The following is a 21,254-nucleotide window of genomic DNA, read 5'->3' on the forward strand; positions in this document are numbered from 1 at the left end:
GCGCTCCGCGGGTTCACGGGTGGGTGGGGTGCGCCCCGGGGCTCAAAAGATCGGGGCTCCGCCCCGGACCCCGCGCCTCAAACGCCGGCGGGGCTTGAAATGCCTAACCCGCACGCAGGGCGACCGTCATCGCCTCCACCGCCAGGAGCGGCGCCACATTCCCGTCCAACGCCACCCTGCACGCCCCGATCGCCTCGATCCGCCGCAGCGTCGACTCCGGCGACGTGCTGCGGGCGACCCGCTCCAAGGTGTCCTGGATCTCGACGTTGGCCAGGTCCACGCGCGAGCCGAGCTGCATCGCGAGCACGTCCCGGTAGACGACCGTCAGCTCGGTGAGCGCCAGGTCGAGGCTGTCCCGCTGCGAGCGCGTGCGGCGCCGCTTCTGCATGTCCTCGAGGTCCTTCATGGCGCCGGCGGTGCCGCGCGGCATCCGCCCGCCGCTCTGCGCACCGAGCGCAGCCTTCAGCTCTTCCGTCTCCTTGGTGTCGACCTCTTCCGCGAGCTGCTTGGAGTCCTCGGCGGCCGCGTCCACCAGCTCCTGCGCCGACTTGAGGCAGCCGCCGATCTCCTCGACCCGCAGCGGCACCTTCAGGACGGCAGCCCGGCGCTCCCGCGCGCGCGGGTCCGTGGCCAGGCGGCGGGCCCGGTCGATGTGGCCCTGCGTGGCACGGGAGACGGCGGCCGCGACATCCGGCTCGATGCCGTCACGCCGTACGAGCATGTCGGCGACCGCGGAGACGGCGGGCGTGCTCAGGGTGAGCAGGCGGCAGCGGGAGCGGATCGTCGGCAGTACGTCCTCCACCGAAGGTGCGCACAGCAGCCACACGGTGCGCGGGGCCGGCTCCTCCACGGCCTTCAGGACCGCGTTCGCCGACTTCTCGTTGAGCCGCTCGGCGTCCTCCACGAGGATCACCTGCCAGCGGCCGACGGCCGGTGCCGTGTACGACTTGCGGACCGTGTCACGCATGTCCCTGACGAGGATCTCCGAGCCGACGGCTGCCACCGTCGACACGTCCGCGTGTGTGCCGAGCAGCGCGGTGTGGCAGCCGTCGCAGAACCCGCAGCCCGGGGCGCCGCCGAGGGCGCGGTCCGGGCTGACGCACTGGAGGGCCGCGGCGAACGCGCGGGCCGCGGTCTCCCTGCCGGCCCCCGGAGGACCGGTGAACAGCCAGGCATGGGTCATCTTCGACGCGGCCGGCGGCGGGGTCTGGGCGGTCGCCGCCGTCACCAGGGCGTCCGCGTCCCGCGCGGCCGCGACCAGCTCCGCGATCACCCGCTCCTGACCGACCAGGTCGTCCCACACGGCCATGCGGTCACCGTCCCTTTCGCCACCCGAACCCGACTCCAGCCATTGTGCCGGGCCCCACTGACATCCCGTTGCGGCCGACCGGCCTACGCCACGGGGCTCCGCCCCGGACCCCGCTGCTCAAACGCCGCAGGGGCTTGTTCTACCGGCGCCGACCACCCCGGTCGTCCTCGTCCTCACGTTCACCGAGCAGCTCGTCCGCGAGCGACGGCAGGTCGTCCAGCGGCGTCTCCTCCGCCCAGTCGGGCCGGGGCCGCCGCGGCCTGCCGCTCTCGTCGACCTGAGGCAGCTCCGCCGTGCGCTCGTTGGGGCTGTCCGGGCCGGAACCGGCGGGACGCTCGTCGCGGAAGTAACCACTCGGCACCCGGTCCGCCGGCTCGGACACCTGCGGCAGGACCGCCGTCTCGTCCGCCGCACCGGGCGCGGGCGGCTGCGGCAGCTGCGTCGTCTCCTCGGCGTCCCGCTCGTCCCGAACCTGCGGCAGCACCGTGGTCTCGTCCTCGGCGTCCCGAACCTGCGGCAGCACCGTGGTCTCTTCGGCGTCGGGCCGCACGATCGGCGTCGGCACCGTCGTCTCGTTGTCCGGCACCGGAGCGTCCGGCGCCCCGTCCTCCGGCGCCTCGCTCCGCAGCTCGACCTTGCGGAAGTTCGCGGTCGGCGCGCCCGCACTGCGCTGCGCCTGCTCCGCGGCCTGCGCGGCGAGCCGCCGTGCCTCCTCCGCGCGCAGCAGGGCCTCTTCGGCCTTGCGCTGCTTCTCCAGGCGCCGCTCCTCGGCCTCGGCCCGCAGCCGCGCCTCGTCCTCCGCCTGCTTACGAAGGCGCTCCTGCTCGGCGGCGCGGGCCTCTTCCTCGGCCTTCAGGCGGGCCCGCTCCTCCTCGGCCTTGCGGCGCTCCTCCTCGGCGCGCTGCCGGGCCTCTTCGGCCTGCCGCTCGGCCTCCAGGCGCTGCGCCTCCTCCAGCTCGCGGCGCTTGCGCTCCTCCTCCTCGGCGCGCAGCTTGGCGAGCTGCTCCTGGCGCTCGGCCTCCAGGCGCTCCTCCTCCGCCTTGCGGGCGGCTTCTTCCTCGGCCTTGCGGCGTGCCTCTTCCTCGGCGGCCTTGCGGGCCTCCTCCTGCGCCTTGATCTCGGCCTCGGAGAGCGGAAGGAGTACGTCGAGCCGGTGCCGGATGACGGTCGTGACGGACTCCGGCTCCTGGCCGGCGTCGACCACCAGGTAGCGACCGGGGTCGCCCGCCGCCAGCGTGAGGAAACCGGAGCGCACGCGCGTGTGGAACTCCATCGGCTCCGATTCGAGCCGGTCGGGCGCCTCGGTGAACCGCTCGCGCGCGGCCTCCGGGTCGACGTCGAGCAGCACGGTCAGGTTCGGGACGAGGCCGCTCGTGGCCCACCGGTTGATGCGGGCGACCTCGGTCGGCGACAGGTCACGGCCGGCGCCCTGGTAGGCGACGGACGAGTCGATGTACCGGTCGGAGACGACGACGGCGCCGCGCTCCAGGGCGGGCCGGACGACCGTGTCGACGTGCTCCGCGCGGTCGGCGGCGTAGAGCAGCGCCTCGGCACGGTGCGAGAGACCGGCGGACGACACGTCCAGCAGGATCGACCGGAGCCGCTTGCCGACCGGCGTCGCGCCCGGCTCGCGCGTGATGACGACCTCGTGGCCCTTGCCGCGGATCCACTCCGCGAGCGCCTCGGCTTGCGTCGACTTTCCGGCGCCGTCCCCGCCCTCCAGGGCGATGAAGAAGCCGGTCGCCGCCGGGGCCTGCACCGGGTCGTTCCCGCCGCGCAGCGCGTCCCGCAGATCGTGCCGCAGCGGCACCCCGCTGCGGTCGTCGGCCTTGGCGAGCACCAGCGCGGCGACGGGCAGCAGCAGCGCGCCCACGAGCATCAGCGTGAACGCGGCGCCCCCGTGCGCGAAGACGAACTTTCCGCTCTCCAGGTGGTGCGGTCCGATCAGCGCGGCAAGGACCGGCGCGAGCAGCGCGCCGAGCGCGACGGACACGCGTACGACGGCCTGCAGGTGCTCGGTCGTGCGCGCCCGCCGGCCGTCCTCGGTCTCCTGGTCGAGCAGCGCGTGCCCGGTGTTCGCCGCGATGCCCGCGGTGACCCCGGAGAGCGTCACGAGGAAGATCACGCTCGTCACGTCGGGCACCAGGCCCGCCGCGAGAAGTCCGATGCCCGTGAACGCGATGGCGAGGGCGAAGAGGCGGCGCCGCGAGAGCGTCTGCAGCACCTTGGGCGCCGAGCGGATGCCGACGACGGTGCCACCGGTCAGGCCGAGCACGAACAGGCCGAACGTGACCGGGCCACCGCCCAGGTCCTTGGCGTGCAGCACGGACACGGCGACGGCCGCCGCGATCGCCCCGGCGACGCAGGAGCACGCGAGCACGAGCAGCCGGATCGCGCCCGTGCGGCCCTTGTCCACGCCGGTGCCGGTGCTGGGCCTGCGCAGCCCCTCCAGCGGCGACCGCGCGCGCGGGGTCTGCGTGTCGGGCAGCTCAAGGAAGAACACGACCGACAGGGAAGCGGCGAAAAGACCCGCTCCTACGTAGGACGACAGCGCCACCTGGTGCGCGGCGAACCAGTCCACGCCCGCGCCGATCAGGTTCTGCACCAGCGTCACGACGACGAGGCCGGCCGCGCCCAGCGGCACGGCGACGAATCCGGTGCGCAGCGAGAGCCGCCGCAGCGCGTCCGTGTGGTCGGGCAACGGCCGGACGGCCGCGCCCTCCAGCGGCGGCGGGGGCAGCAGTGCGGGCGCCGCGCTCGCCTTGGCGACGGTCCAGAACCGCTCGGCGACCCCGCCGACGAACGCCGTCACGAGGAGCATCGCCAGCGCGTTGTCCGGCACCCAGTCGATCCACAGGGGGGCGACGATGAGCAGCGCGGCCCGCACTCCGTCGGCGCCGACCATGGTCCAGCGCCGGTCGAGCGGCCCGCCGGGCGTCGTCAGCGAGGTGAGCGGCCCGAGCAGGACGGCGCCGAACAGCAGGGTCGAGAGGATCCGCGCCCCGAACACCGCGGCGACGGCGAAGGCCACGCCCCGGTATCCGCCGCCGAACGACTCCTCGGGAATGGCTGTCTGGACCGCGAGCACCACAAGTACGAGCAGCCCGATCACGTCGCCGACTCCGCCGACGAGTTGCGCGGACCACAGTCGCTTCAACTGAGGTACGCGCAACAGTGCGCGCACCGCACGCTCTCGGGAGTCCGCGACCAGGGCGTCGTCTGGGGCCGTGTTGGGGTCCGTTGGCTGCTCGGCACGGGTCATTCGTCCAGCCTATAGGGACCCGCTGACACACCGAAGGTGTGTTCCCCGTGTGAACGCCTCCCCGCACTGATCACGGGGAGGCACTCGTTCCGCTGAGCCGCCGATGAGCCGCCGACTACTCTGCCGGAGCCGTCTTCTTGGCGGCCGTCTTCGCGGTCGTCGTCTTCTTGGCCGCGGTCTTCTTCGCCGTGGTCGTCTTCTTGGCGGCCGTCTTCTTCGCCGCCGTCTTCTTCGCGGCGGTCTTCTTGGCGGGCGCCTTCTTGGCCGCGGTCTTCTTCTTGACCGGGCCCTTCGCCCGCTTCTCGGCGAGCAGTTCGAACCCGCGCTCCGCCGTGATCTCCTCCACGGAGTCCGCCGAGCGCAGCGTCGCGTTGGTCTCGCCATCGGTGACGTACGGGCCGAAGCGGCCGTCCTTCACCACGACGGGCTTCTCGCTGACCGGGTCGGTGCCGAGCTCCTTCAGCGGCGGCTTGGCGGCCGCGCGGCCGCGCTGCTTCGGCTTGGAGTAGATCTCCAGCGCCTCTTCCAGCGTGATGTTGAAGAGCTGCTCCTCGGCCTCCAGGGAACGCGAGTCCGTGCCCTTCTTCAGGTACGGGCCGTACCGGCCGTTCTGCGCGGTGATGTCGACGCCCTCGGCGTCCTGGCCGACGACGCGCGGCAGCGACATCAGCTTCAGGGCGTCGGCCAGGGTCACCGTGTCCAGCGCCATGGACTTGAAGAGCGAGGCGGTCCGCGGCTTCACCGCGTTCTTGCCCGTCTTCGGGGTGCCCTCGGGGAGCACCTCGGTGACGTACGGGCCGTAGCGGCCGTCCTTGGCGATGATCTGACGCCCGGTCTGCGGGTCGGCGCCCAGCTCGAAGTCGCCGCTCGGCTTGGCGAGCAGCTCCTCGGCGTACTCCACCGACAGCTCGTCGGGCGCGAGGTCCTCGGGTACGTCGGCGCGCTGGTGGTTCTCGGAGTCGCGCTCGCCGCGCTCGATGTACGGGCCGTAGCGGCCGACACGGAGCACGATGTCGTTGCCCACGGGGAAGGACGAGACCTCGCGGGCGTCGATCGCGCCCAGGTCGGTCACGAGCTCCTTGAGGCCGCCGAGGTGGTCCCCGTCGCCGTTCCCGGCGTCCGCGGCGCCGCCCTGGCCGGCCCCGCTCTCGTCGACCGCACCGAAGTAGAAGCGCCGCAGCCACGGCACGGCCTGCGCCTCGCCACGCGCGATGCGGTCGAGGTCGTCCTCCATGGACGCCGTGAAGCTGTAGTCGACCAGTCGGCCGAAGTGCTTCTCCAGCAGGTTGACGACAGCGAACGACAAGAAGGAGGGCACGAGCGCCGTCCCCTTCTTGAACACGTAACCGCGATCCAGAATGGTCCCGATGATGGACGCATACGTAGACGGGCGTCCGATCTCGCGCTCTTCGAGCTCCTTGACGAGCGAGGCCTCGGTGTAGCGCGCGGGCGGCTTGGTGGCGTGTCCGTCGACCGAGAGCTCCTCGGCGGACAGGCCGTCGCCCTCGGCGACCTGCGGCAGCCGGCGCTCACGGTCGTCCAGCTCCGCGTTCGGGTCGTCGGCGCCCTCCACGTAGGCCTTCAGGAAGCCGTGGAAGGTGATCGTCTTGCCGGACGCGCTGAACTCGGCGTCGCGGCCGTCGGCGGACGTGCCACCGATCTTGACCGTGACGCTGTTGCCGACCGCGTCCTTCATCTGGGAGGCGACGGTGCGCTTCCAGATCAGCTCGTACAGCTTGAACTGGTCGCCGGTCAGGCCGGTCTCGGCGGGCGTACGGAAGCGGTCGCCGGAGGGGCGGATCGCCTCGTGCGCCTCCTGCGCGTTCTTGACCTTGCCGGCGTACGTACGCGGCTTGTCCGGCAGGTAGTCGCTGCCGTACAGCTGCGTGACCTGCGAACGGGCGGCCGCGACGGCCGTGTCCGACAGGGTCGTGGAGTCCGTACGCATGTAGGTGATGAAGCCGTTCTCGTACAGCTTCTGGGCGACCTGCATGGTCGCCTTCGCGCCGAAGCCCAGCTTGCGCGAGGCCTCCTGCTGCAGCGTCGTCGTACGGAACGGGGCGTACGGCGAGCGGCGGTACGGCTTGGACTCGACGGAGCGTACGGAGAACCGCGTCTGCTCCAGGGCGGCGGCGAGCGCACGGGCGTTCGCCTCGTCCAGCTGCAGTGTGTTCGCCGAACCGGCCTTCAGCTGACCGAGCGAGTCGAAGTCACGGCCCTGCGCGATGCGCTTTCCGTCGACCGCGCTGAGGCGGGCGACCAGCGACGACGGGTCGGAGGAGTCACCGGCGCGGCCCGTCGCGAACGTGCCCGTCAGGTCCCAGTACTCGGCCGAGCGGAAGGCGATGCGGTCGCGCTCGCGCTCGACGACGAGGCGGGTGGCGACGGACTGGACACGGCCCGCCGACAGCTTCGGCATGACCTTCTTCCACAGGACCGGCGAGACCTCGTAGCCGTAGAGGCGGTCGAGGATGCGGCGGGTCTCCTGGGCGTCGACCAGCTTCTTGTTCAGCTCGCGCGGGTTCGCGACGGCGGCCCGGATCGCGTCCTTGGTGATCTCGTGGAAGACCATCCGGTGGACCGGGATCTTCGGCTTGAGGACTTCCTGGAGGTGCCACGCGATGGCTTCGCCCTCGCGGTCCTCATCGGTGGCGAGGAAGAGCTCGTCGGAATCCTTCATCAGGTCCTTGAGCTTCTTGACCTGCGCCTTCTTGTCGCTGTTCACGACATAGATGGGCTGGAAGTCGTGCTCGACGTCCACACCGAGGCGGCGCACCTCACCGGTGTACTTGTCCGGCACTTCGGCCGCGCCGTTCGGGAGGTCGCGGATGTGCCCGACGCTCGCTTCGACGACGTATCCGGGGCCGAGATAGCCCTTGATCGTCTTCGCCTTGGCGGGCGACTCGACGATGACGAGTCGGCGGCCGCCCTGTGCGGTCTCGCTGGTCGGGGACAACTTCGCTCTTCTCTCCGGTCGGCGGTTCGGGGCCGTGTCGATGGCTTTCTCCCGCGGGATCGTGCCGTTTCTGCGGCACTGCTGCGGAGTGTGACGGTACCTCCCGCCGGTGTGTCAAACGGGAAAAGCACGCAGCAGCCACTCGGAACGGTAACCCGACTCCTCGTGATCCTGCCCCCGGACCGGTGAGCGGACGCCTGGGCTCCGGGTGACCGTGGACACGGCTCGCGGCCCGAGTTCCTGTGGTGAACGTCCCCATTGCGTAGCGGTCCCGTGCCCTCGGACTCCCCCGTTTATCCCTTCCTGACAAGATGGCGGATGGCTGGGGGAGCCCGCGGGGAGCCTCCGGCTCGTCCCCAAGGCATCACTATCCAGGAGCTTCCCGACATGTCCGACAGCAATCCGTACGGCCAGCCCCCCAAGGACCAGTCGGGCGGGAACCCGTACAACCAGCCCCCGGCCGACCAGCCGGGCCCGCAGTACGGGTACCCGCAGCAGGGCTCGCAGCCCGGCTACGGCACGCCGCCTCCCGGCCAGCCCCAGGGCCAGCCCGGCTACGGCACGCCGCCGCCCCCTCCCGGTCAGCCCGGCCAGCCGCCGCAGGGCCAGCCCGGTCAGCCCAGCTACGGCTACCCCTACCCCGGCTCCGCCCCGGCCGGTGGCGGCGCGTACCCGCCCCCGCCCGGACCCGGCATGGGCGCCCCGAACATGGGCCCCGGCATGGGCGGCATGCCCTACGACCCGGCCGCGCCCTACGGCTACGACCCGTACGGCCGTCCGTACTCGGACAAGACGAAGCTCGCCGCGGGCCTCCTCGGCATCTTCCTCGGCTCGTTCGGTGCGGGCCGCTTCTACACCGGGCACACCGGGATGGCCGTCACGATGCTCATCGTGTCCGTGGTGACCTGCGGACTCGGCGGCATCTGGGGCCTGATCGACGGCATCATGATGCTCGCCGGCGGCAACGCCACCGACTCCCAGGGCCGCCTGCTGCGGGACAACTGACCCAGTGCCCCGCGCCGCGTCCCCCACGGCTCGCCTCAGGAGCGCGCTGAGCGCCCCTGCGGCGGCCCCGCTCGGGGTGCTCGCGGCGGGGTCCTTCGCCGCGCTCCATCTGTACGGCACGGACCCGCACGAGCCGGGCCACTTCCTGCCGGGCTGCCCCTTCCGATTCGCCACGGGGCTGCTCTGCCCGGCGTGCGGCGGAACACGGATGGTCTACGACCTGATGCACGGTCAGTACGCCATGGCCTGGCACGACAACGGCGCGCTGCTGCTCGCCGCTCCCTTCGCCCTTGCCCTGCTGGGGCGTTGGGCGTACGAGGGGCTGCGCGGCCGCCGCTGGTCGCCGCCGATCGGGGGTCGCGGCGCGGCCGCGATCCTGATCGGGGCGTTGGCCTGGGCGGTACTGCGCAACACGCTCTGAGCGGCGTCCAGGTAGGCCGGATCGGACCGGGTCGGGCCGGTCACTGACCGGACTGTTCAGACCTGGCCGAAGCACCACACGGCGAGTGCCAGGGCCCCTGCCCCGGCCGCCCCCGCGAGCAGCACCGACGTCACAGGGCTCGCCCCGTACGCCACCGGCTCACGGTGCGCCGCGCGCGCCCCGGTCCACGCCAACAGACCCGCCCCGAACAATCCGAACACCGTGCCTGCGAACACCGCGGGAACACTCTCCATCGCCTTGCCTCCCCCACCTACGGACCGATTCCGGTACTCAGGCGGGCGACGCTGACACGGGCAGCGGAACCCAGGGTGAACTCCCGGGCGCCACAAGGCGAAGAGCGGTCGACCGGTTCAGTCGGCCGGTTCAGCCGGCCGATTTCAGTCGACGGGCGTGAACGGTTCCAGGAACCCCTGCTCGACCAGCGTGCGGATCTGCGCGGGCGTGCGGTCGCGCAGCGACACCGGGTCCTCGCCCATGAGTTGGGCGATGGCGTCCAGGATCGTCCCCGCGCTCAGCGACCCGTCGCACACGCCCGCGAAACCGGCGCCGACCGTGTCCACCTTCGTCGCGCGGCGCATCCCCCGGCCCTGCCGCAGCACGACGTGCTCCGGGTCCTCGGCGCCCGGCAGCCCGACCTGCTCCTGCACGACCTCCCCGGCCAGCTTGAAGTGCGCGCCGAGCAGCGCCGCGTCGTCGTGCTCCCGCAGCCAGTCGACCCGCTCGAAGTGCCCGCGTACGGTGTCGCCGAGCGGCTGCTCGACGGGGTGCGGCCACTCCTCGACGACGATCGAGGGCTCTTCGGACCCGGTCTTCCTCAGCGTGATCCAGCCGAAGCCGACGGCCCGCACCTTGCGCGCCTCGAACTCGTCGAGCCAGGCGTCGTACCGCGCCGCGTACTCGGCCGGGTCGCCGCGGTGGTCACCGGCGTCCCGCAGCCACAACTCGGCGTACTGCGCGACGTCCTGCACCTCGCGCTGCACGATCCAGGCGTCACAGCCGCGCGGCACCCAGGAGCGCAGCCGCTCGGTCCACTCCTCCCCCTCCACGTGCTGCCAGTTGGCCAGGAACTGCGCGTACCCCCCGTCGTTCAGGTGCTCCCCTGCCCCCTGAACGACCGAGCGGCACAGATCGTCCCCGCTCATGCCGCCGTCGCGGTACGTGAGGCGAGACCCTTCGGGAAGGAGGGGCGAGATCACGAAGGGCGGATTGGACACAACCAGGTCGTACGTGGCGTCGCCCACGGGCTCGTACAGCGAGCCCTCCCGCAGCTCGGCGTCCTGCGCGCCCGACAGCGCGAGCGTCAGCGCGGTCATGTGCAGCGCGCGCGGGTTGAGGTCGGTCGCGGTGACCCGCGTGGCGTGGCGCGCCGCGTGCAGTGCCTGGATCCCGGATCCGGTGCCGAGGTCGAGGGCCGAGCCGACGGGCGCCCGCACGGTGATCCCGGCGAGCGTGGTGGACGCCCCGCCGACCCCGAGCACGACGCCTTCCGCGCTGCTGCCGATGCCTCCGGCGCCCCCGACCGCGCACCCGAGGTCGGACACGATGAACCAGTCCTCGCCCTCGGGGCCGCCATACGGGCGTACGTCGACGCTCGCCGCGACCTCGTCGCCCCCGACGGCCCGCAGCCACCCGCTCTCCAGGCACGCGTCGAGCGGCAGCACCTCGGCCACGCGCTCGCGCGGCGCGGGCTGCTGCAACAGGAAGAGCCGGACGAGCGTCTCCAGGGGCCGCTCGCCCCGGGTGGCCCGCAGGGCGGGCACGGTCTCGCTGCGCGCGAGCGCCGCGTAGGCGGACGCCCCGAGCAGCTCCAGCAGCCCATCGGCAGTGAACTCAGCGGAAACCAACGCGTCCCGCAGGGACTGAGCGACGTCGTTTCGATCAACGGAGGGCAGCGATACAAAGGCGGAAGAACTCACCCCCCTATTGTGACCCGCCCCTGCTGTGGGCAGGCGTTCCGCACGGCGAATGGGGCCTCCCCTGCTCGAGCGCAGCCGAGAGCTTGGGGAAGGGTGGGCACAGCCCCCGGTGCAGGGTGCCGAAAACACGACAGCGCCCCCGGCGCAGCGCGGCAATGGCGCAACACCGGGGGCGCGGAAGAAAACGTGAGGCCTAGGACCCCGAAGGCGTAGCGGAAGCGCTCTTGCAGCTCTCCTGCTTCGCCATCGCCTTGCCCACGTCCCCCTCCTCAAGGTTCTTGAGCGCATCGCTGCCGTCCTGGCTCAGCGTGTCCAGCTGGCCGGCGATGTCCTTGAGCCCGTCGGCGAACTTCGCCTGGTCGCCGGTGTCGAGCTTGTCGACCTTCTTCTTCAGGTCGGCGTACGACGTCGAGATCTTGTCCAGTTCCTTGACGGCGTTCTGCTGCTTCTTGTCACCGCCGTCGACCGGCGGAGCCCCGGCCTTGTCGACCGCGTCACCGATCGCCTTGTACGCGTCGGACATGTCCTGGAACGCCTGCGAGTCGGTCTTCTGGACCTGCCCGGGTTCGCTGTTGTCCGAGGTCTCCTTCTGGATCGCGGTGTTCGCGGCCTCGATCTTCTTGGCCTGCGGCTGGACCTTGTCGCAGACCTGCTTGGCCCAGGAGTCGAGCTTCTCGTTGCTGTCGTCGCTGCAGCCCGACAACGCCAGTACCAGTACCGCACCGCCGGACAGTGCGGCAGCAAGCTTCTTGTTCACCGGATTGGTCCCTTCCATGGCTCTCGGCCCCGGAACTTACACGCCACGCACACGACAATCGCACGCCGAGTGTCCCATACGACCACTTTATTGACCTTTAGCAGCCATTTGCACCAGGAGAGATAAGGCTCACTGGAACCGGAAGGCCCCGCACCGCAGACGTAAGAAAAATACGCCAGAACGGACCGATGGGCGGACAGTCCGTCAAAAGACGCTGCCCGCCCACCTGTTGCCGTACTGACGTGCACTCAGGTCACGTACGCACGTTCCATACGTTCCTCACGTACGTGTCGTGGAGACCACGGCAGGATCCGACTGTTCCGGCACCCGTCCGGCCCCATCGCCGTCGCCGTCCTCGTCCCCGCCGACCGCGATGCCGCGCCGCTTGGACATGTACACGGCACCGACGATGACGGCGATCGAGACGACGGCGGCCGCGACCCGCACCCCCACGTTCGCGTCGTCCCCGTAGCTGAACTTGACGATCGCGGGCGCGATGAGCAGCGCCACGAGGTTCATCACCTTCAGCAGCGGGTTGATGGCGGGGCCCGCGGTGTCCTTGAAGGGGTCGCCGACCGTGTCGCCGATGATCGTCGCCTCGTGCGCCTGGCTGCCCTTGCCGCCGTGGTGCCCGTCCTCGACGAGCTTCTTGGCGTTGTCCCACGCGCCGCCGGAGTTGGCGAGGAATACGGCCATCAGCGTGCCCGTACCGATCGCGCCCGCGAGATACGCCCCGAGCGCGCCGACGCCGAGCGTGAAGCCGACCGCGATCGGCGCCATGACGGCGAGCAGCCCGGGCGTGGCGAGCTCCCGCAGCGCGTCCTTCGTGCAGATGTCGACCACACGCCCGTACTCCGGTTTCTCCGTGTAGTCCATGATCCCTGGGTGCTCGCGGAACTGCCTGCGCACCTCGTAGACCACCGAACCCGCCGACCGCGAGACGGCGTTGATGGCGAGCCCGGAGAAGAGGAACACGACCGCGGCGCCGACGATGAGCCCGACCAGGTTGTTGGGCTGCGAGATGTCCATGACCAGGTTCATCGGCCCGCCCTCGCCGACCTTCTCGCCGACATCGTCCGCCGCCGTGACGATCGCGTCCCGGTACGAGCCGAACAGCGCGGCCGCCGCGAGCACGGCGGTCGCGATGGCGATGCCCTTCGTGATCGCCTTCGTCGTGTTGCCGACGGCGTCCAGGTCGGTGAGCACCTGCGCGCCCGCGCCCTCGACGTCACCGGACATCTCGGCGATGCCCTGCGCGTTGTCGGAGACAGGGCCGAAGGTGTCCATGGCGACGATGACGCCGACCGTGGTGAGCAGCCCCGTACCGGCCAGGGCGACCGCGAACAGGGCGAGCATGATCGACGTGCCGCCGAGCAGGAACGCCCCGTACACGCCGAGCCCGATCAGCATCGCCGTGTAGACGGCGGACTCGAGACCGATGGAGATGCCGGCGAGCACGACCGTCGCGGGGCCTGTCAGCGACGTCTTGCCGATGTCGCGGACCGGACGCCGGGTCGTCTCGGTGAAGTAGCCGGTGAGCTGCTGGATGAGGGCCGCGAGCACGATACCGATCGCCACGGCGACGACCGCGAGGATCCGCGGATCGCCGTCCTTGCCGCTGATCGCCGTGTCCGTGATCCCGTCCAGGTCGGCGTACGTCCCCGGCAGATACGTGAAGACGGCGATGGCGACGAGCACGATCGAGATCACCGCGGAGATGAAGAACCCGCGGTTGATGGCGCTCATCCCGGAGCGGTCGGAGCGGCGCGGCGCGACGGCGAAGATGCCGATCATCGCCGTGACGACCCCGATCGCGGGCACGATCAGCGGGAACGCCAGGCCGGCGTCGCCGAAGGCCACCTTGCCGAGGATCAGCGCGGCGACCAGCGTGACGGCGTACGACTCGAAGAGATCGGCGGCCATGCCCGCGCAGTCTCCGACGTTGTCGCCCACGTTGTCGGCGATGGTCGCGGCATTGCGCGGATCGTCCTCCGGAATGCCCTTCTCGACCTTGCCGACCAGGTCGGCGCCGACGTCGGCGGCCTTGGTGAAGATGCCGCCTCCGACACGCATGAACATCGCGATCAGCGCGGCGCCGAGCCCGAAGCCCTCCAGGACCTTGGGCGCGTCGGCCGCGTAGACGAGCACGACGCAGGAAGCGCCGAGCAGGCCGAGTCCCACCGTGAACATGCCGACGACGCCGCCCGTACGGAAAGCGATCTTCATGGCGTGGTGCGAAACGGTGGTGAGATCCTTTTCCGGCTCGCCTTCCGCCGGGGTCGCTTCTCTTGCGGCGGCGGCGACGCGCACATTGCTGCGCACCGCGAGCCACATTCCGATATAGCCGGTGCCGGCCGAGAACAACGCGCCGATCAAGAAGAAGATCGACCGGCCCGCTCGCTGATTCCAGTCGTCCGCCGGAAGCAGCAGGAGCAGGAAGAACACCACGACGGCGAATACGCCGAGGGTCCGCAGCTGTCGGCCCAGATAGGCGTTCGCGCCTTCCTGGACCGCGCCCGCGATCTCCTTCATCGAGTCCGTGCCCTCGCCGGCCGCGAGTACCTGGCGCACCAGGACTCCGGCGACGGCGAGCGCCGCGAGCGCGACGACGGCGATGACGACGACGATCAATCTGTTGCCGTCGGTCAGAACTGCGGCTGCGAACGTAGCAGGGGTAGAGGGCTCCGCCATTCGTCCTCCTTGACGCTTGGACTGAGCTCAAGATGTGGACGGATTGTAGGGAGCGGGCCCTGATCAAAACAGGGCGCGGCAAACGGAATTGTTTCCTACCCCGCAAATGTTCGGTGAACCTCGCCCCGCGGAACGAGACGGAATTGCTAATCCCCTGAAGGCATTAGCGAAGATCCTTTATTGGCCGATTGGCTGATCGACCTCAGGAAACACCGAAGAGGCCCGGTTCACCGTCAGGTGAACCGGGCCTCTTCGAAAGATCTCCGGGTACCGCGCGGAGCGTTCCGCGCGCTACGGAAGCGTCGCCGGCAGGGTCGGCCAACTCATCCGAATGAGTCCGCCGTCCGTATCCGCCGTGACCTCCACATCGTCCACGAGGCCGCTGATGACGGCGAGACCCATCTCGTCCTCACCCTCCGCCTCCAGATCGTCTGCGGAGCCCGCACCGGCCGCGGCCGACGGGGGTACCGTGCGCGGCGCCTCGTCCCCGACCTCGATGGAGAACTGCTTCTCCTCCTCGATCAGGGCCACCAGCACCGGCGCCGAGATACCGCTGCTCTGGTGCAGCCCGACCGCTCGGCTGCAGGCCTCACCGACGGCGAGCCTGACCTCGTCGAGCACGGCCTCGTCCACGCCCGCCCTGCGCGCCACGGCGGCCGCCACCAGGCGGGCCGTCCTGACGTGCTCGGGCAGAGGGCTGAAGCGGAGTTCGACAGTGGCCATGCATCCCCCTCGGACAGACGGGCCCACGGTTGTACGAGCGTGCTCCCGGGGATCGGCCGGCCTCGGCCGCCCGATCCCCTTGTCTCCGCCGGTGTCGCCACCGGCATCAACCGGATCAGTCGGTCGCCGAGACGGCTTCCTCGACCGAGGTGTGGATCGGGAACACCTTGGTCAGTCCGGTGATACGGAAAATCTTGAGAATGCGCTCCTGGTTGCACACCAGGCGCAGCGAGCCCTCATGGGCACGCACGCGCTTCAGGCCGCCGACCAGAACGCCGAGCCCGGTGGAGTCGAGGAAGTCCACGCCCTCCATGTCGACGACAAGGTGGAAACTGCCGTCGTTCACCAGCTCGACCAGCTGCTCGCGCAGCTTGGGCGCGGTATACACATCGATTTCGCCACCGACCTCGACGACCGTACGATCGCCGACGGTACGGGTCGACAGGGACAGGTCCACGGATCCTCCAGCACCTTGCTAAATCGAGCGGTCGCCCCTCGGGGACACCTCGGCATGATCCCCCGGGACGGTTCGCCAGCCGCGATGGCATTCAATCACTTACCGGCAGGCGTGCACGACGCCTTGGAAGCATTGTCCGTCACGCCAGTGACACACTCGGTGCCGATGGCCAAGAATCTCCGATCCGAACGACCCTCGGCATCCGCCCCAGAGCGCCCCTCTCCCGGTGCGGTCCTGGACCGGCTCGCCTCGGGTCCGAGCAGGGCTGCGCGCATCACCCATACGGAGCACTTGCCCCCTCGTCCCGGCCGTCATGCCGTCTGGCCCGATCGGATCCGGGCCGAGGTCATCGCAGCCGTGCAGACCGCCGGAATCGCGCACCCCTGGGCCCACCAGGCACTCGCGGCGGAGCACGCCCTGGACGGCGATTCGGTGGTCGTCGCCACCGGCACGGCCTCCGGAAAATCGCTCGCCTATCTGGTCCCGGTCCTGTCGACTCTGCTCGACGGATCCGAGGCGCCGAACGGGCGCGGCGCGACCACGCTCTACCTCGCCCCGACGAAAGCACTCGCGGCGGACCAGTGCCGATCGGTGAAGGAACTTTCACAACCGCTGGGTACGGCGATTCGTCCCGCGGTCTACGACGGCGACACCCCGTTCGAGGAACGCGAGTGGGTACGCCAGTACGGAAACTACGTCCTCACCAACCCGGACATGCTGCACCGGGGCATCCTGCCCTCGCACCCGCGCTGGTCCTCCTTCTTCAAGGCGCTCAAGTACGTCGTGATCGACGAGTGCCACACCTATCGCGGTGTCTTCGGCTCGCACGTGGCGCAGGTGCTGCGAAGACTGCGCCGCATATGTGCCCGCTACGGATCCGACCCCGTCTTCCTGCTGGCCTCGGCCACCTCCGCCGAACCGGCCGTCTCCGCCCAGCGGTTGACGGGCCTGCCGGTCGTCGAGGTCGCGGACGACGCCTCCCCGCGCGGCGAACTTGTCTTCGCGCTCTGGGAACCTCCGTTGACGGAGATGCAGGGCGAGAAGGGCGCGCCGGTGCGGCGCACGGCGACCGCCGAGACGGCGGACCTCCTGACCGACCTCGCGGTCCAGGGCGTGCGCTCGGTCGCCTTCGTACGCTCCCGGCGTGGCGCCGAGCTGATCTCGGTGATCGCTCAGGAGCGGCTCGCCGAGGTCGACCGCTCGCTCGCCCGGCGGGTCGCGGCCTACCGCGGCGGCTATCTCTCCGAGGAACGCCGCGCCCTCGAAGCCGCCCTGCACTCCGGCGAACTCCTCGGCCTCGCCGCCACCACCGCCCTCGAACTCGGCATCGACGTCTCGGGGTTGGACGCGGTGCTGATCGCGGGCTATCCCGGTACGCGCGCGTCGCTGTGGCAGCAGGCGGGACGGGCCGGGCGCTCGGGCCAGGGGGCGCTGGCGGTCCTGGTGGCCCGTGACGACCCCCTGGACACCTACCTGGTCCACCACCCCGAGGCCCTCTTCGACCAGCCGGTCGAGTCGACGGTCCTCGACCCCGACAACCCGTACGTCCTGGCTCCGCACCTGTGCGCGGCGGCGGCGGAAATCCCCCTGACCGAACCGGACCTGGACCTGTTCGGCCCGGCGACCGGGGAACTGCTTCCGCAGCTGGAGGCGGCGAAGCTGCTGCGCCGCCGCCCCGCCACGAAGGCCTGGCACTGGACGCGCCGCGAGTCCGCCGCGGACCTTGCCGACATCCGCGGCGAGGGCGGCTCGCCCGTACAGGTCGTCGAGGCCGGCACGGGGCGGCTGCTCGGCACCGTCGACGCGGGCTCCGCCCACACCTCGGTCCACGACGGCGCGGTCCACCTCCACCAGGGCCGCACGTACGTGGTGAAGAAGCTGGACCTCGACGACAACGTCGCCCTGGTCGAAACGGCGAACCCCACCTACTCGACCACCGCCCGCGACACCACGGCCATCTCCATCCTGGAGACCGACGTCGAAGTCCCTTGGGGCGACGGCAGGTTGTGCTACGGCTCGGTCGAGGTCACGAACCAGGTCGTCGGCTACCTCCGCCGCCGCCTGATCACCGGCGAGGTCCTCGGCGAGACCAAGCTCGACCTCCCTCCTCGTACGCTGCGCACCCGCGCGGTGTGGTGGACGGTCACGGAGGACCAGCTGGACGCGGCCCGTGTGAACCCCGAGATCCTCGGCGGCGCCCTGCACGCCGCCGAACACGCCTCCATCGGGCTGCTCCCCCTCTTCGCCACGTGCGACCGCTGGGACATCGGTGGCGTCTCGATCCCGCTCCACCCGGACACGCTCCTTCCCACGGTCTTCGTCTACGACGGTCATCCCGGCGGCGCGGGCTTCGCCGAACGCGCCTTCCACACCGCCCCTGAGTGGCTGGCCGCCACCCGTGAGGCCATCGCGTCCTGCGAGTGCGAAGCCGGGTGCCCCTCCTGTATCCAGTCGCCCAAGTGCGGCAATGGCAACGAGCCGTTGCACAAGCGGGGGGCGGTGCGGCTGCTGTCGGTGCTGTTGGGGTCGGCGGCGGGGTAGGTGGGCACGTCGGGCACGCTCACCCGGCCCGCTGCGGTCGACCGCCCCTACGCCTCGGGGCTCCGCCCCGGACCCCGCGCCTCAAACGCCGGCGGGGCTTGAATTACCTCGCCTTGGGCAATCTGCCGCCTTGGGCGGCAGGGTGGGCAAGGCGGCGCCACGGTGCCGCGCAACCCTCAGGGCTGCCCCGGCCCCGCGGGACCCGCCCGCGCCCTCACCTCCGCCCGGAACATCCGCTTCCCCGCCACCGCGGTCACATCCGACACCTCCCCGCGCACCGCGCACCGCACCACACCCGCCGCCTGCGCCCGCGCCACCCGTGTCGCCAGCGCGCACGCCTTCGCTCTGCCCTCCGTCCAGTGGTCCGCCGCGGCAAGCGCCGCGAGGTCGGCCGCCGAGCCCGCACGGTGCCGCGCCTCCACCGCCTGCCCCATGGCCAGCACCGCCCCGAACACCGCCCCCACCACGGCCATCGCCAGCACGACCCACACGGTCGCCGACCCGCGGTCGCGCGGCCCCGTCACGTCGCCTCCTCCGCCGCCGCCACGGCCTGCGCGCTCAGTTCCACGCCGAGCGCTCCCGGCCCCACGGACCTCGCCCGCACCGTCACCCGCACCAGATCGCCCTCCCGGCCCACCGCGACCCGCGCGCCCGGCGGCGCGGCCTCCCGCGCCGCCGCCACCGCGGCGCCCCTGGCCTCCTGCCGTGCCACGGCCCTGGCCCCGGCACGCGCGGCATCCACGCACCTGATCTGCGCCGACGCCGCGAGCACCACCCAGACCAGCGCCATCGTGAACGCCACGAGCACCGGCAGCGCCACGGCCGCCTCCGCCGTCACGAATCCCCGGTCGCCGCGCCGGGGCTCAGAACGACCCATGGAGCGCCTTCGCCACCAAGGACTGCAGCGCCGACTGCACCACGTCGCTCGTCACCACCTGGTACAACACCCCGGCGAAGCCCACCGCGGCGATCAGCCCCACCGCGTACTCGGCACTGACCATCCCGGCGTCCGGCCGCGCCGACCGCACCGCCCGCAACGACCGCGCCCTTCGAAGAACGCCTCCGCGCAGCCACCCGTACGCCCGACCTGCTCGCATTCCGTTCATGCCAACTCCCTTGACCCGTCATCCTGTTCTGTCTTGCGGAACTCGCCCTGTTCTGCCTTCCGGAGCCCGCCACTCATCTCCCTCCCAGCACTCCGCCTCCCAGTCCGATCACCACCGGCACCACTCCGACCACCAAGAACGCGGGCAGGAAGCACAGGCCCACGGGCGCCGTGATCGCCACCGCGGCCCGGCGTGCCACCGTCGTCGCCCGACGCCCCCGCTCGGCCCGGCACTCCCCGGCGAACCGCGCCACCGGTGCCGCCGCCGGAGCTCCCGATTCGCCCGCCCGCTCCAACAGCCGGACCAGCTCATCGGCGCCCGGCACGGCCGACAACTCCCGCCACGCCACACCAAGTTCGCCACCGAGCCGCACCTGCGCGGCGCCTCTCTCGAGCCCCCGCCCGACAGGTCCGCCCAACGCCTCACCGACGGCCCGCGCCGCCTCCACCGGCCCGGCACCCGCCGCAAGACACGACGCCAACAGGTCGGAGGCCAAGGGAAGTTGCCGTACCGCGTCTCCCCTCACGCTCGCCCCCACCCCTGCTCTCGCGCCCTCCTCCCTGCCGCGCCACCAACTCCACACCCCCACCCCGCAGGCCGCCCCGACCACGACCCCGGCCACCCCGCCCACCAGCACGAACCCGGCACACACCGCCCCCGCGACCGGCACCCACCGCCGCACCGCGGGCGACAGCCCCACGTTCCGCCGCGCCGACTCCGCCGCGGCCACCTCGAGCACGAGCCGCACCCGCCGCCGCAACGACCGCTCGGCCCGCCGGGCCGCGACCTCCCGCACCAGCCACATCACCATCACCGCGGCGCACAGCACCGCCCCCAGCCTGTGGGCAACGTCCATCGCCTCTCACCCCTCCGCCCCTCGCACGATCCGCATCGCCCACCACAACCCGGCGGCCTCCAACGCCCCTCCCACCACCAGACAGCCGATCCCCGGCCACGTGTGCAGCAGCACTCGCAGGGGCCGCGCCCCCATGCCCGCCCCGAGCAGCAGCGCGAACACGGGCAGCCCGGCGAGCATCACCGTGGTCGACGAGGGGCCCGCCAACTGGGCTCTGAAATCGGCCCGTTGGTCCCGCTCCGCACGCAGCGCATCCGCGAGCCGTTCGAGGCCGGACGCGAGCCCCGCGCCCCGGTCCACCGCCACCCGCCAGCACGCTGCCAGCCCGTTGAGCCCCTCGGCCCCCGGTTCTCGCGCCGCCGCCCGTAGGGCCCCGGGCACATCCCCGCCGAACCTGGCCGCCGCCACCACGGCCGCACTCCCCGCGCCGGTCAACGCCCCCGACCCCCGCACCGCCACCACCAGCGCGTCCCCCGGCTGCCGCCCGGCCCGCACCTCACCCGCCAACAGCCCGCAGAACCGGATCACCGCCTCCCCACGCCGCTCCTTTCCCTGCCGCGCCGCCCGGGCCCTGCCCAGCCGCCCCACTCCCGGTACGACACCCAGCCCGAGCACGACCGGCAGCACCGAGGCGCCGGCGAGCCCGACCACGGCCCCGGCGACCGCGCACCACCACTCGGGCCGCGCCCGCACCCACGCCCACCACCGCTCCCCCAGGCCCAGCCACCGGGACCGCGCCCCGAGGTCCGCCCCGACTCCCAACACCCGCCGCGCCCGCCGCACCTCCAACTCCCGCACCCGCACCGCCCGCACCGCGACCACAGCCCCCAACGCGGCCACCGCCACACCGGGCCCACCACCCAAGCCCCCACCACTCACACCCACGCACCCCTCTCCACCAGCCCCGCCGCCTCCACCGACCAACGCCTCTCTCCACCAGCCCCGCCGAAGCACCCCCCTCTCCATCGCCCCACGCCCCTCCTCACCACAGCCCCGCCGACCCACGCGCCCGCTGACCTCCACCTCACAGCCACGCCCCCTTTCCGCCGGTCCCACCGACCCACGCCCCCTCTCTCCACCAGCCCCGCCGACCCCACGACGCACGCCCCGGTCTTCCCCAGCTGCCGACACACGCCCCTCCGCCGACCCCAGCGACCCCACCGCCCCACACACCCTCTGACCGCCATCCCACAACCACGCCCCACGCCCCCCTCACCTCGGCCCCGCAGACGC

Annotated in this window: 17 protein-coding genes; 3 read left to right on the top strand and 14 right to left on the bottom strand. The window is 71.7% G+C overall.

The window, feature by feature from the left end; translation table 11 throughout:
- Nucleotides 1-103 precede the first annotated feature (103 nt).
- The 3 genes from ACIRHA_RS18300 to topA form a co-directional block, all read right to left on the bottom strand.
- A complete protein-coding gene (locus ACIRHA_RS18300; protein WP_403846548.1) occupies nucleotides 104-1,309 on the bottom strand; it encodes a DNA polymerase III subunit delta' in 1,206 nt (401 codons plus the stop codon).
- A gap of 139 nt (nucleotides 1,310-1,448) precedes the next feature.
- Nucleotides 1,449-4,571: a dTMP kinase gene (gene tmk / locus ACIRHA_RS18305; protein WP_403846551.1), complete on the bottom strand. Its 3,123-nt coding sequence runs from the start codon at nucleotides 4,569-4,571 to the stop codon at nucleotides 1,449-1,451.
- Between the two features lie 115 nt (nucleotides 4,572-4,686).
- Nucleotides 4,687-7,527 (bottom strand): type I DNA topoisomerase, encoded by a 2,841-nt coding sequence (topA, locus tag ACIRHA_RS18310; protein WP_403846553.1) that lies wholly within the window; start codon nucleotides 7,525-7,527, stop codon nucleotides 4,687-4,689.
- A gap of 387 nt (nucleotides 7,528-7,914) precedes the next feature.
- Between topA and ACIRHA_RS18315 the strand changes: the two genes are divergently transcribed.
- Both ACIRHA_RS18315 and ACIRHA_RS18320 read left to right on the top strand, forming a co-directional pair.
- Nucleotides 7,915-8,532, top strand: a complete 618-nt coding sequence (locus ACIRHA_RS18315; protein ID WP_403846556.1) for a TM2 domain-containing protein — start codon at nucleotides 7,915-7,917, stop codon at nucleotides 8,530-8,532.
- A gap of 4 nt (nucleotides 8,533-8,536) precedes the next feature.
- On the top strand, nucleotides 8,537-8,953 hold the full coding sequence (locus ACIRHA_RS18320) for a DUF2752 domain-containing protein (protein ID WP_403846558.1): 417 nt from the start codon (nucleotides 8,537-8,539) through the stop codon (nucleotides 8,951-8,953).
- A gap of 56 nt (nucleotides 8,954-9,009) precedes the next feature.
- Here the strand turns inward: ACIRHA_RS18320 and ACIRHA_RS18325 are convergent, their stop codons facing one another.
- The 6 genes from ACIRHA_RS18325 to bldG all read right to left on the bottom strand — a co-directional run bounded on the left by ACIRHA_RS18325 (nucleotide 9,010) and on the right by bldG (nucleotide 15,518).
- Nucleotides 9,010-9,207, bottom strand: a complete 198-nt coding sequence (locus tag ACIRHA_RS18325) for a hypothetical protein (RefSeq protein WP_403846561.1) — start codon at nucleotides 9,205-9,207, stop codon at nucleotides 9,010-9,012.
- A 144-nt stretch (nucleotides 9,208-9,351) separates the two neighbouring features.
- Nucleotides 9,352-10,890 carry a methyltransferase gene (locus ACIRHA_RS18330; protein WP_403846563.1) on the bottom strand — a complete coding sequence of 513 codons (1,539 nt, stop codon included), beginning with the start codon at nucleotides 10,888-10,890 and terminating at the stop codon, nucleotides 9,352-9,354.
- A gap of 193 nt (nucleotides 10,891-11,083) precedes the next feature.
- Nucleotides 11,084-11,665, bottom strand: coding sequence for a small secreted protein (locus ACIRHA_RS18335; RefSeq protein WP_403846566.1), 582 nt, complete (start codon nucleotides 11,663-11,665; stop codon nucleotides 11,084-11,086).
- A gap of 261 nt (nucleotides 11,666-11,926) precedes the next feature.
- Complete coding sequence (locus ACIRHA_RS18340) at nucleotides 11,927-14,338, bottom strand: sodium-translocating pyrophosphatase (RefSeq protein WP_403846569.1); 2,412 nt, start codon at nucleotides 14,336-14,338, stop codon at nucleotides 11,927-11,929.
- Between the two features lie 291 nt (nucleotides 14,339-14,629).
- Nucleotides 14,630-15,061 carry an ATP-binding protein gene (locus tag ACIRHA_RS18345; protein WP_403846571.1) on the bottom strand — a complete coding sequence of 144 codons (432 nt, stop codon included), beginning with the start codon at nucleotides 15,059-15,061 and terminating at the stop codon, nucleotides 14,630-14,632.
- 115 nt (nucleotides 15,062-15,176) lie between these two features.
- Nucleotides 15,177-15,518: an anti-sigma factor antagonist BldG gene (gene bldG / locus ACIRHA_RS18350; RefSeq protein ID WP_125514212.1), complete on the bottom strand. Its 342-nt coding sequence runs from the start codon at nucleotides 15,516-15,518 to the stop codon at nucleotides 15,177-15,179.
- 84 nt (nucleotides 15,519-15,602) lie between these two features.
- Between bldG and ACIRHA_RS18355 the strand changes: the two genes are divergently transcribed.
- Entirely contained in the window at nucleotides 15,603-18,059 is a 2,457-nt protein-coding gene (locus ACIRHA_RS18355; protein ID WP_403846573.1) for a DEAD/DEAH box helicase, read from the top strand.
- Nucleotides 18,060-18,235: 176 nt separating this feature from the next.
- Here the strand turns inward: ACIRHA_RS18355 and ACIRHA_RS18360 are convergent, their stop codons facing one another.
- The 5 genes from ACIRHA_RS18360 to ACIRHA_RS18380 form a co-directional block, all read right to left on the bottom strand.
- Nucleotides 18,236-18,583: an Rv3654c family TadE-like protein gene (locus tag ACIRHA_RS18360; protein WP_403846575.1), complete on the bottom strand. Its 348-nt coding sequence runs from the start codon at nucleotides 18,581-18,583 to the stop codon at nucleotides 18,236-18,238.
- A complete protein-coding gene (locus ACIRHA_RS18365) occupies nucleotides 18,580-18,936 on the bottom strand; it encodes a TadE family type IV pilus minor pilin (protein ID WP_403846578.1) in 357 nt (118 codons plus the stop codon). The genes ACIRHA_RS18360 and ACIRHA_RS18365 overlap by 4 nt, the downstream gene beginning before the upstream one ends.
- On the bottom strand, nucleotides 18,923-19,165 hold the full coding sequence (locus ACIRHA_RS18370; protein ID WP_403846580.1) for a DUF4244 domain-containing protein: 243 nt from the start codon (nucleotides 19,163-19,165) through the stop codon (nucleotides 18,923-18,925). Before ACIRHA_RS18370 ends, ACIRHA_RS18365 begins: the two co-directional genes overlap by 14 nt.
- 73 nt (nucleotides 19,166-19,238) lie before the next feature.
- Complete coding sequence (locus ACIRHA_RS18375) at nucleotides 19,239-20,021, bottom strand: type II secretion system F family protein (RefSeq protein WP_403846582.1); 783 nt, start codon at nucleotides 20,019-20,021, stop codon at nucleotides 19,239-19,241.
- Between the two features lie 6 nt (nucleotides 20,022-20,027).
- Nucleotides 20,028-20,885, bottom strand: coding sequence for a type II secretion system F family protein (locus ACIRHA_RS18380; protein ID WP_403846584.1), 858 nt, complete (start codon nucleotides 20,883-20,885; stop codon nucleotides 20,028-20,030).
- Between the last annotated feature and the right edge of the window lie 369 nt (nucleotides 20,886-21,254).

This window comes from Streptomyces sp. NPDC102360, assembly GCF_044766085.1.
GTDB lineage: Bacteria > Actinomycetota > Actinomycetes > Streptomycetales > Streptomycetaceae > Streptomyces.

Excerpts from the sequence above, each read along its gene's own strand:
- ACIRHA_RS18300 (WP_403846548.1), bottom strand. The coding sequence starts at position 1,309 with ATGGCCGTGTGGGACGACCTGGTCGGTCAGGAGCGGGTGATCGCGGAG.
- tmk (WP_403846551.1), bottom strand. The coding sequence starts at position 4,571 with ATGACCCGTGCCGAGCAGCCAACGGACCCCAACACGGCCCCAGACGAC.
- ACIRHA_RS18315 (WP_403846556.1), top strand. The coding sequence starts at position 7,915 with ATGTCCGACAGCAATCCGTACGGCCAGCCCCCCAAGGACCAGTCGGGC.
- ACIRHA_RS18325 (WP_403846561.1), bottom strand. The coding sequence starts at position 9,207 with ATGGAGAGTGTTCCCGCGGTGTTCGCAGGCACGGTGTTCGGATTGTTC.
- ACIRHA_RS18335 (WP_403846566.1), bottom strand. The coding sequence starts at position 11,665 with ATGGAAGGGACCAATCCGGTGAACAAGAAGCTTGCTGCCGCACTGTCC.
- ACIRHA_RS18340 (WP_403846569.1), bottom strand. The coding sequence starts at position 14,338 with ATGGCGGAGCCCTCTACCCCTGCTACGTTCGCAGCCGCAGTTCTGACC.
- ACIRHA_RS18345 (WP_403846571.1), bottom strand. The coding sequence starts at position 15,061 with ATGGCCACTGTCGAACTCCGCTTCAGCCCTCTGCCCGAGCACGTCAGG.
- ACIRHA_RS18355 (WP_403846573.1), top strand. The coding sequence starts at position 15,603 with ATGGCATTCAATCACTTACCGGCAGGCGTGCACGACGCCTTGGAAGCA.
- ACIRHA_RS18365 (WP_403846578.1), bottom strand. The coding sequence starts at position 18,936 with ATGGGTCGTTCTGAGCCCCGGCGCGGCGACCGGGGATTCGTGACGGCG.
- ACIRHA_RS18370 (WP_403846580.1), bottom strand. The coding sequence starts at position 19,165 with ATGAACGGAATGCGAGCAGGTCGGGCGTACGGGTGGCTGCGCGGAGGC.
- ACIRHA_RS18375 (WP_403846582.1), bottom strand. The coding sequence starts at position 20,021 with ATGGACGTTGCCCACAGGCTGGGGGCGGTGCTGTGCGCCGCGGTGATG.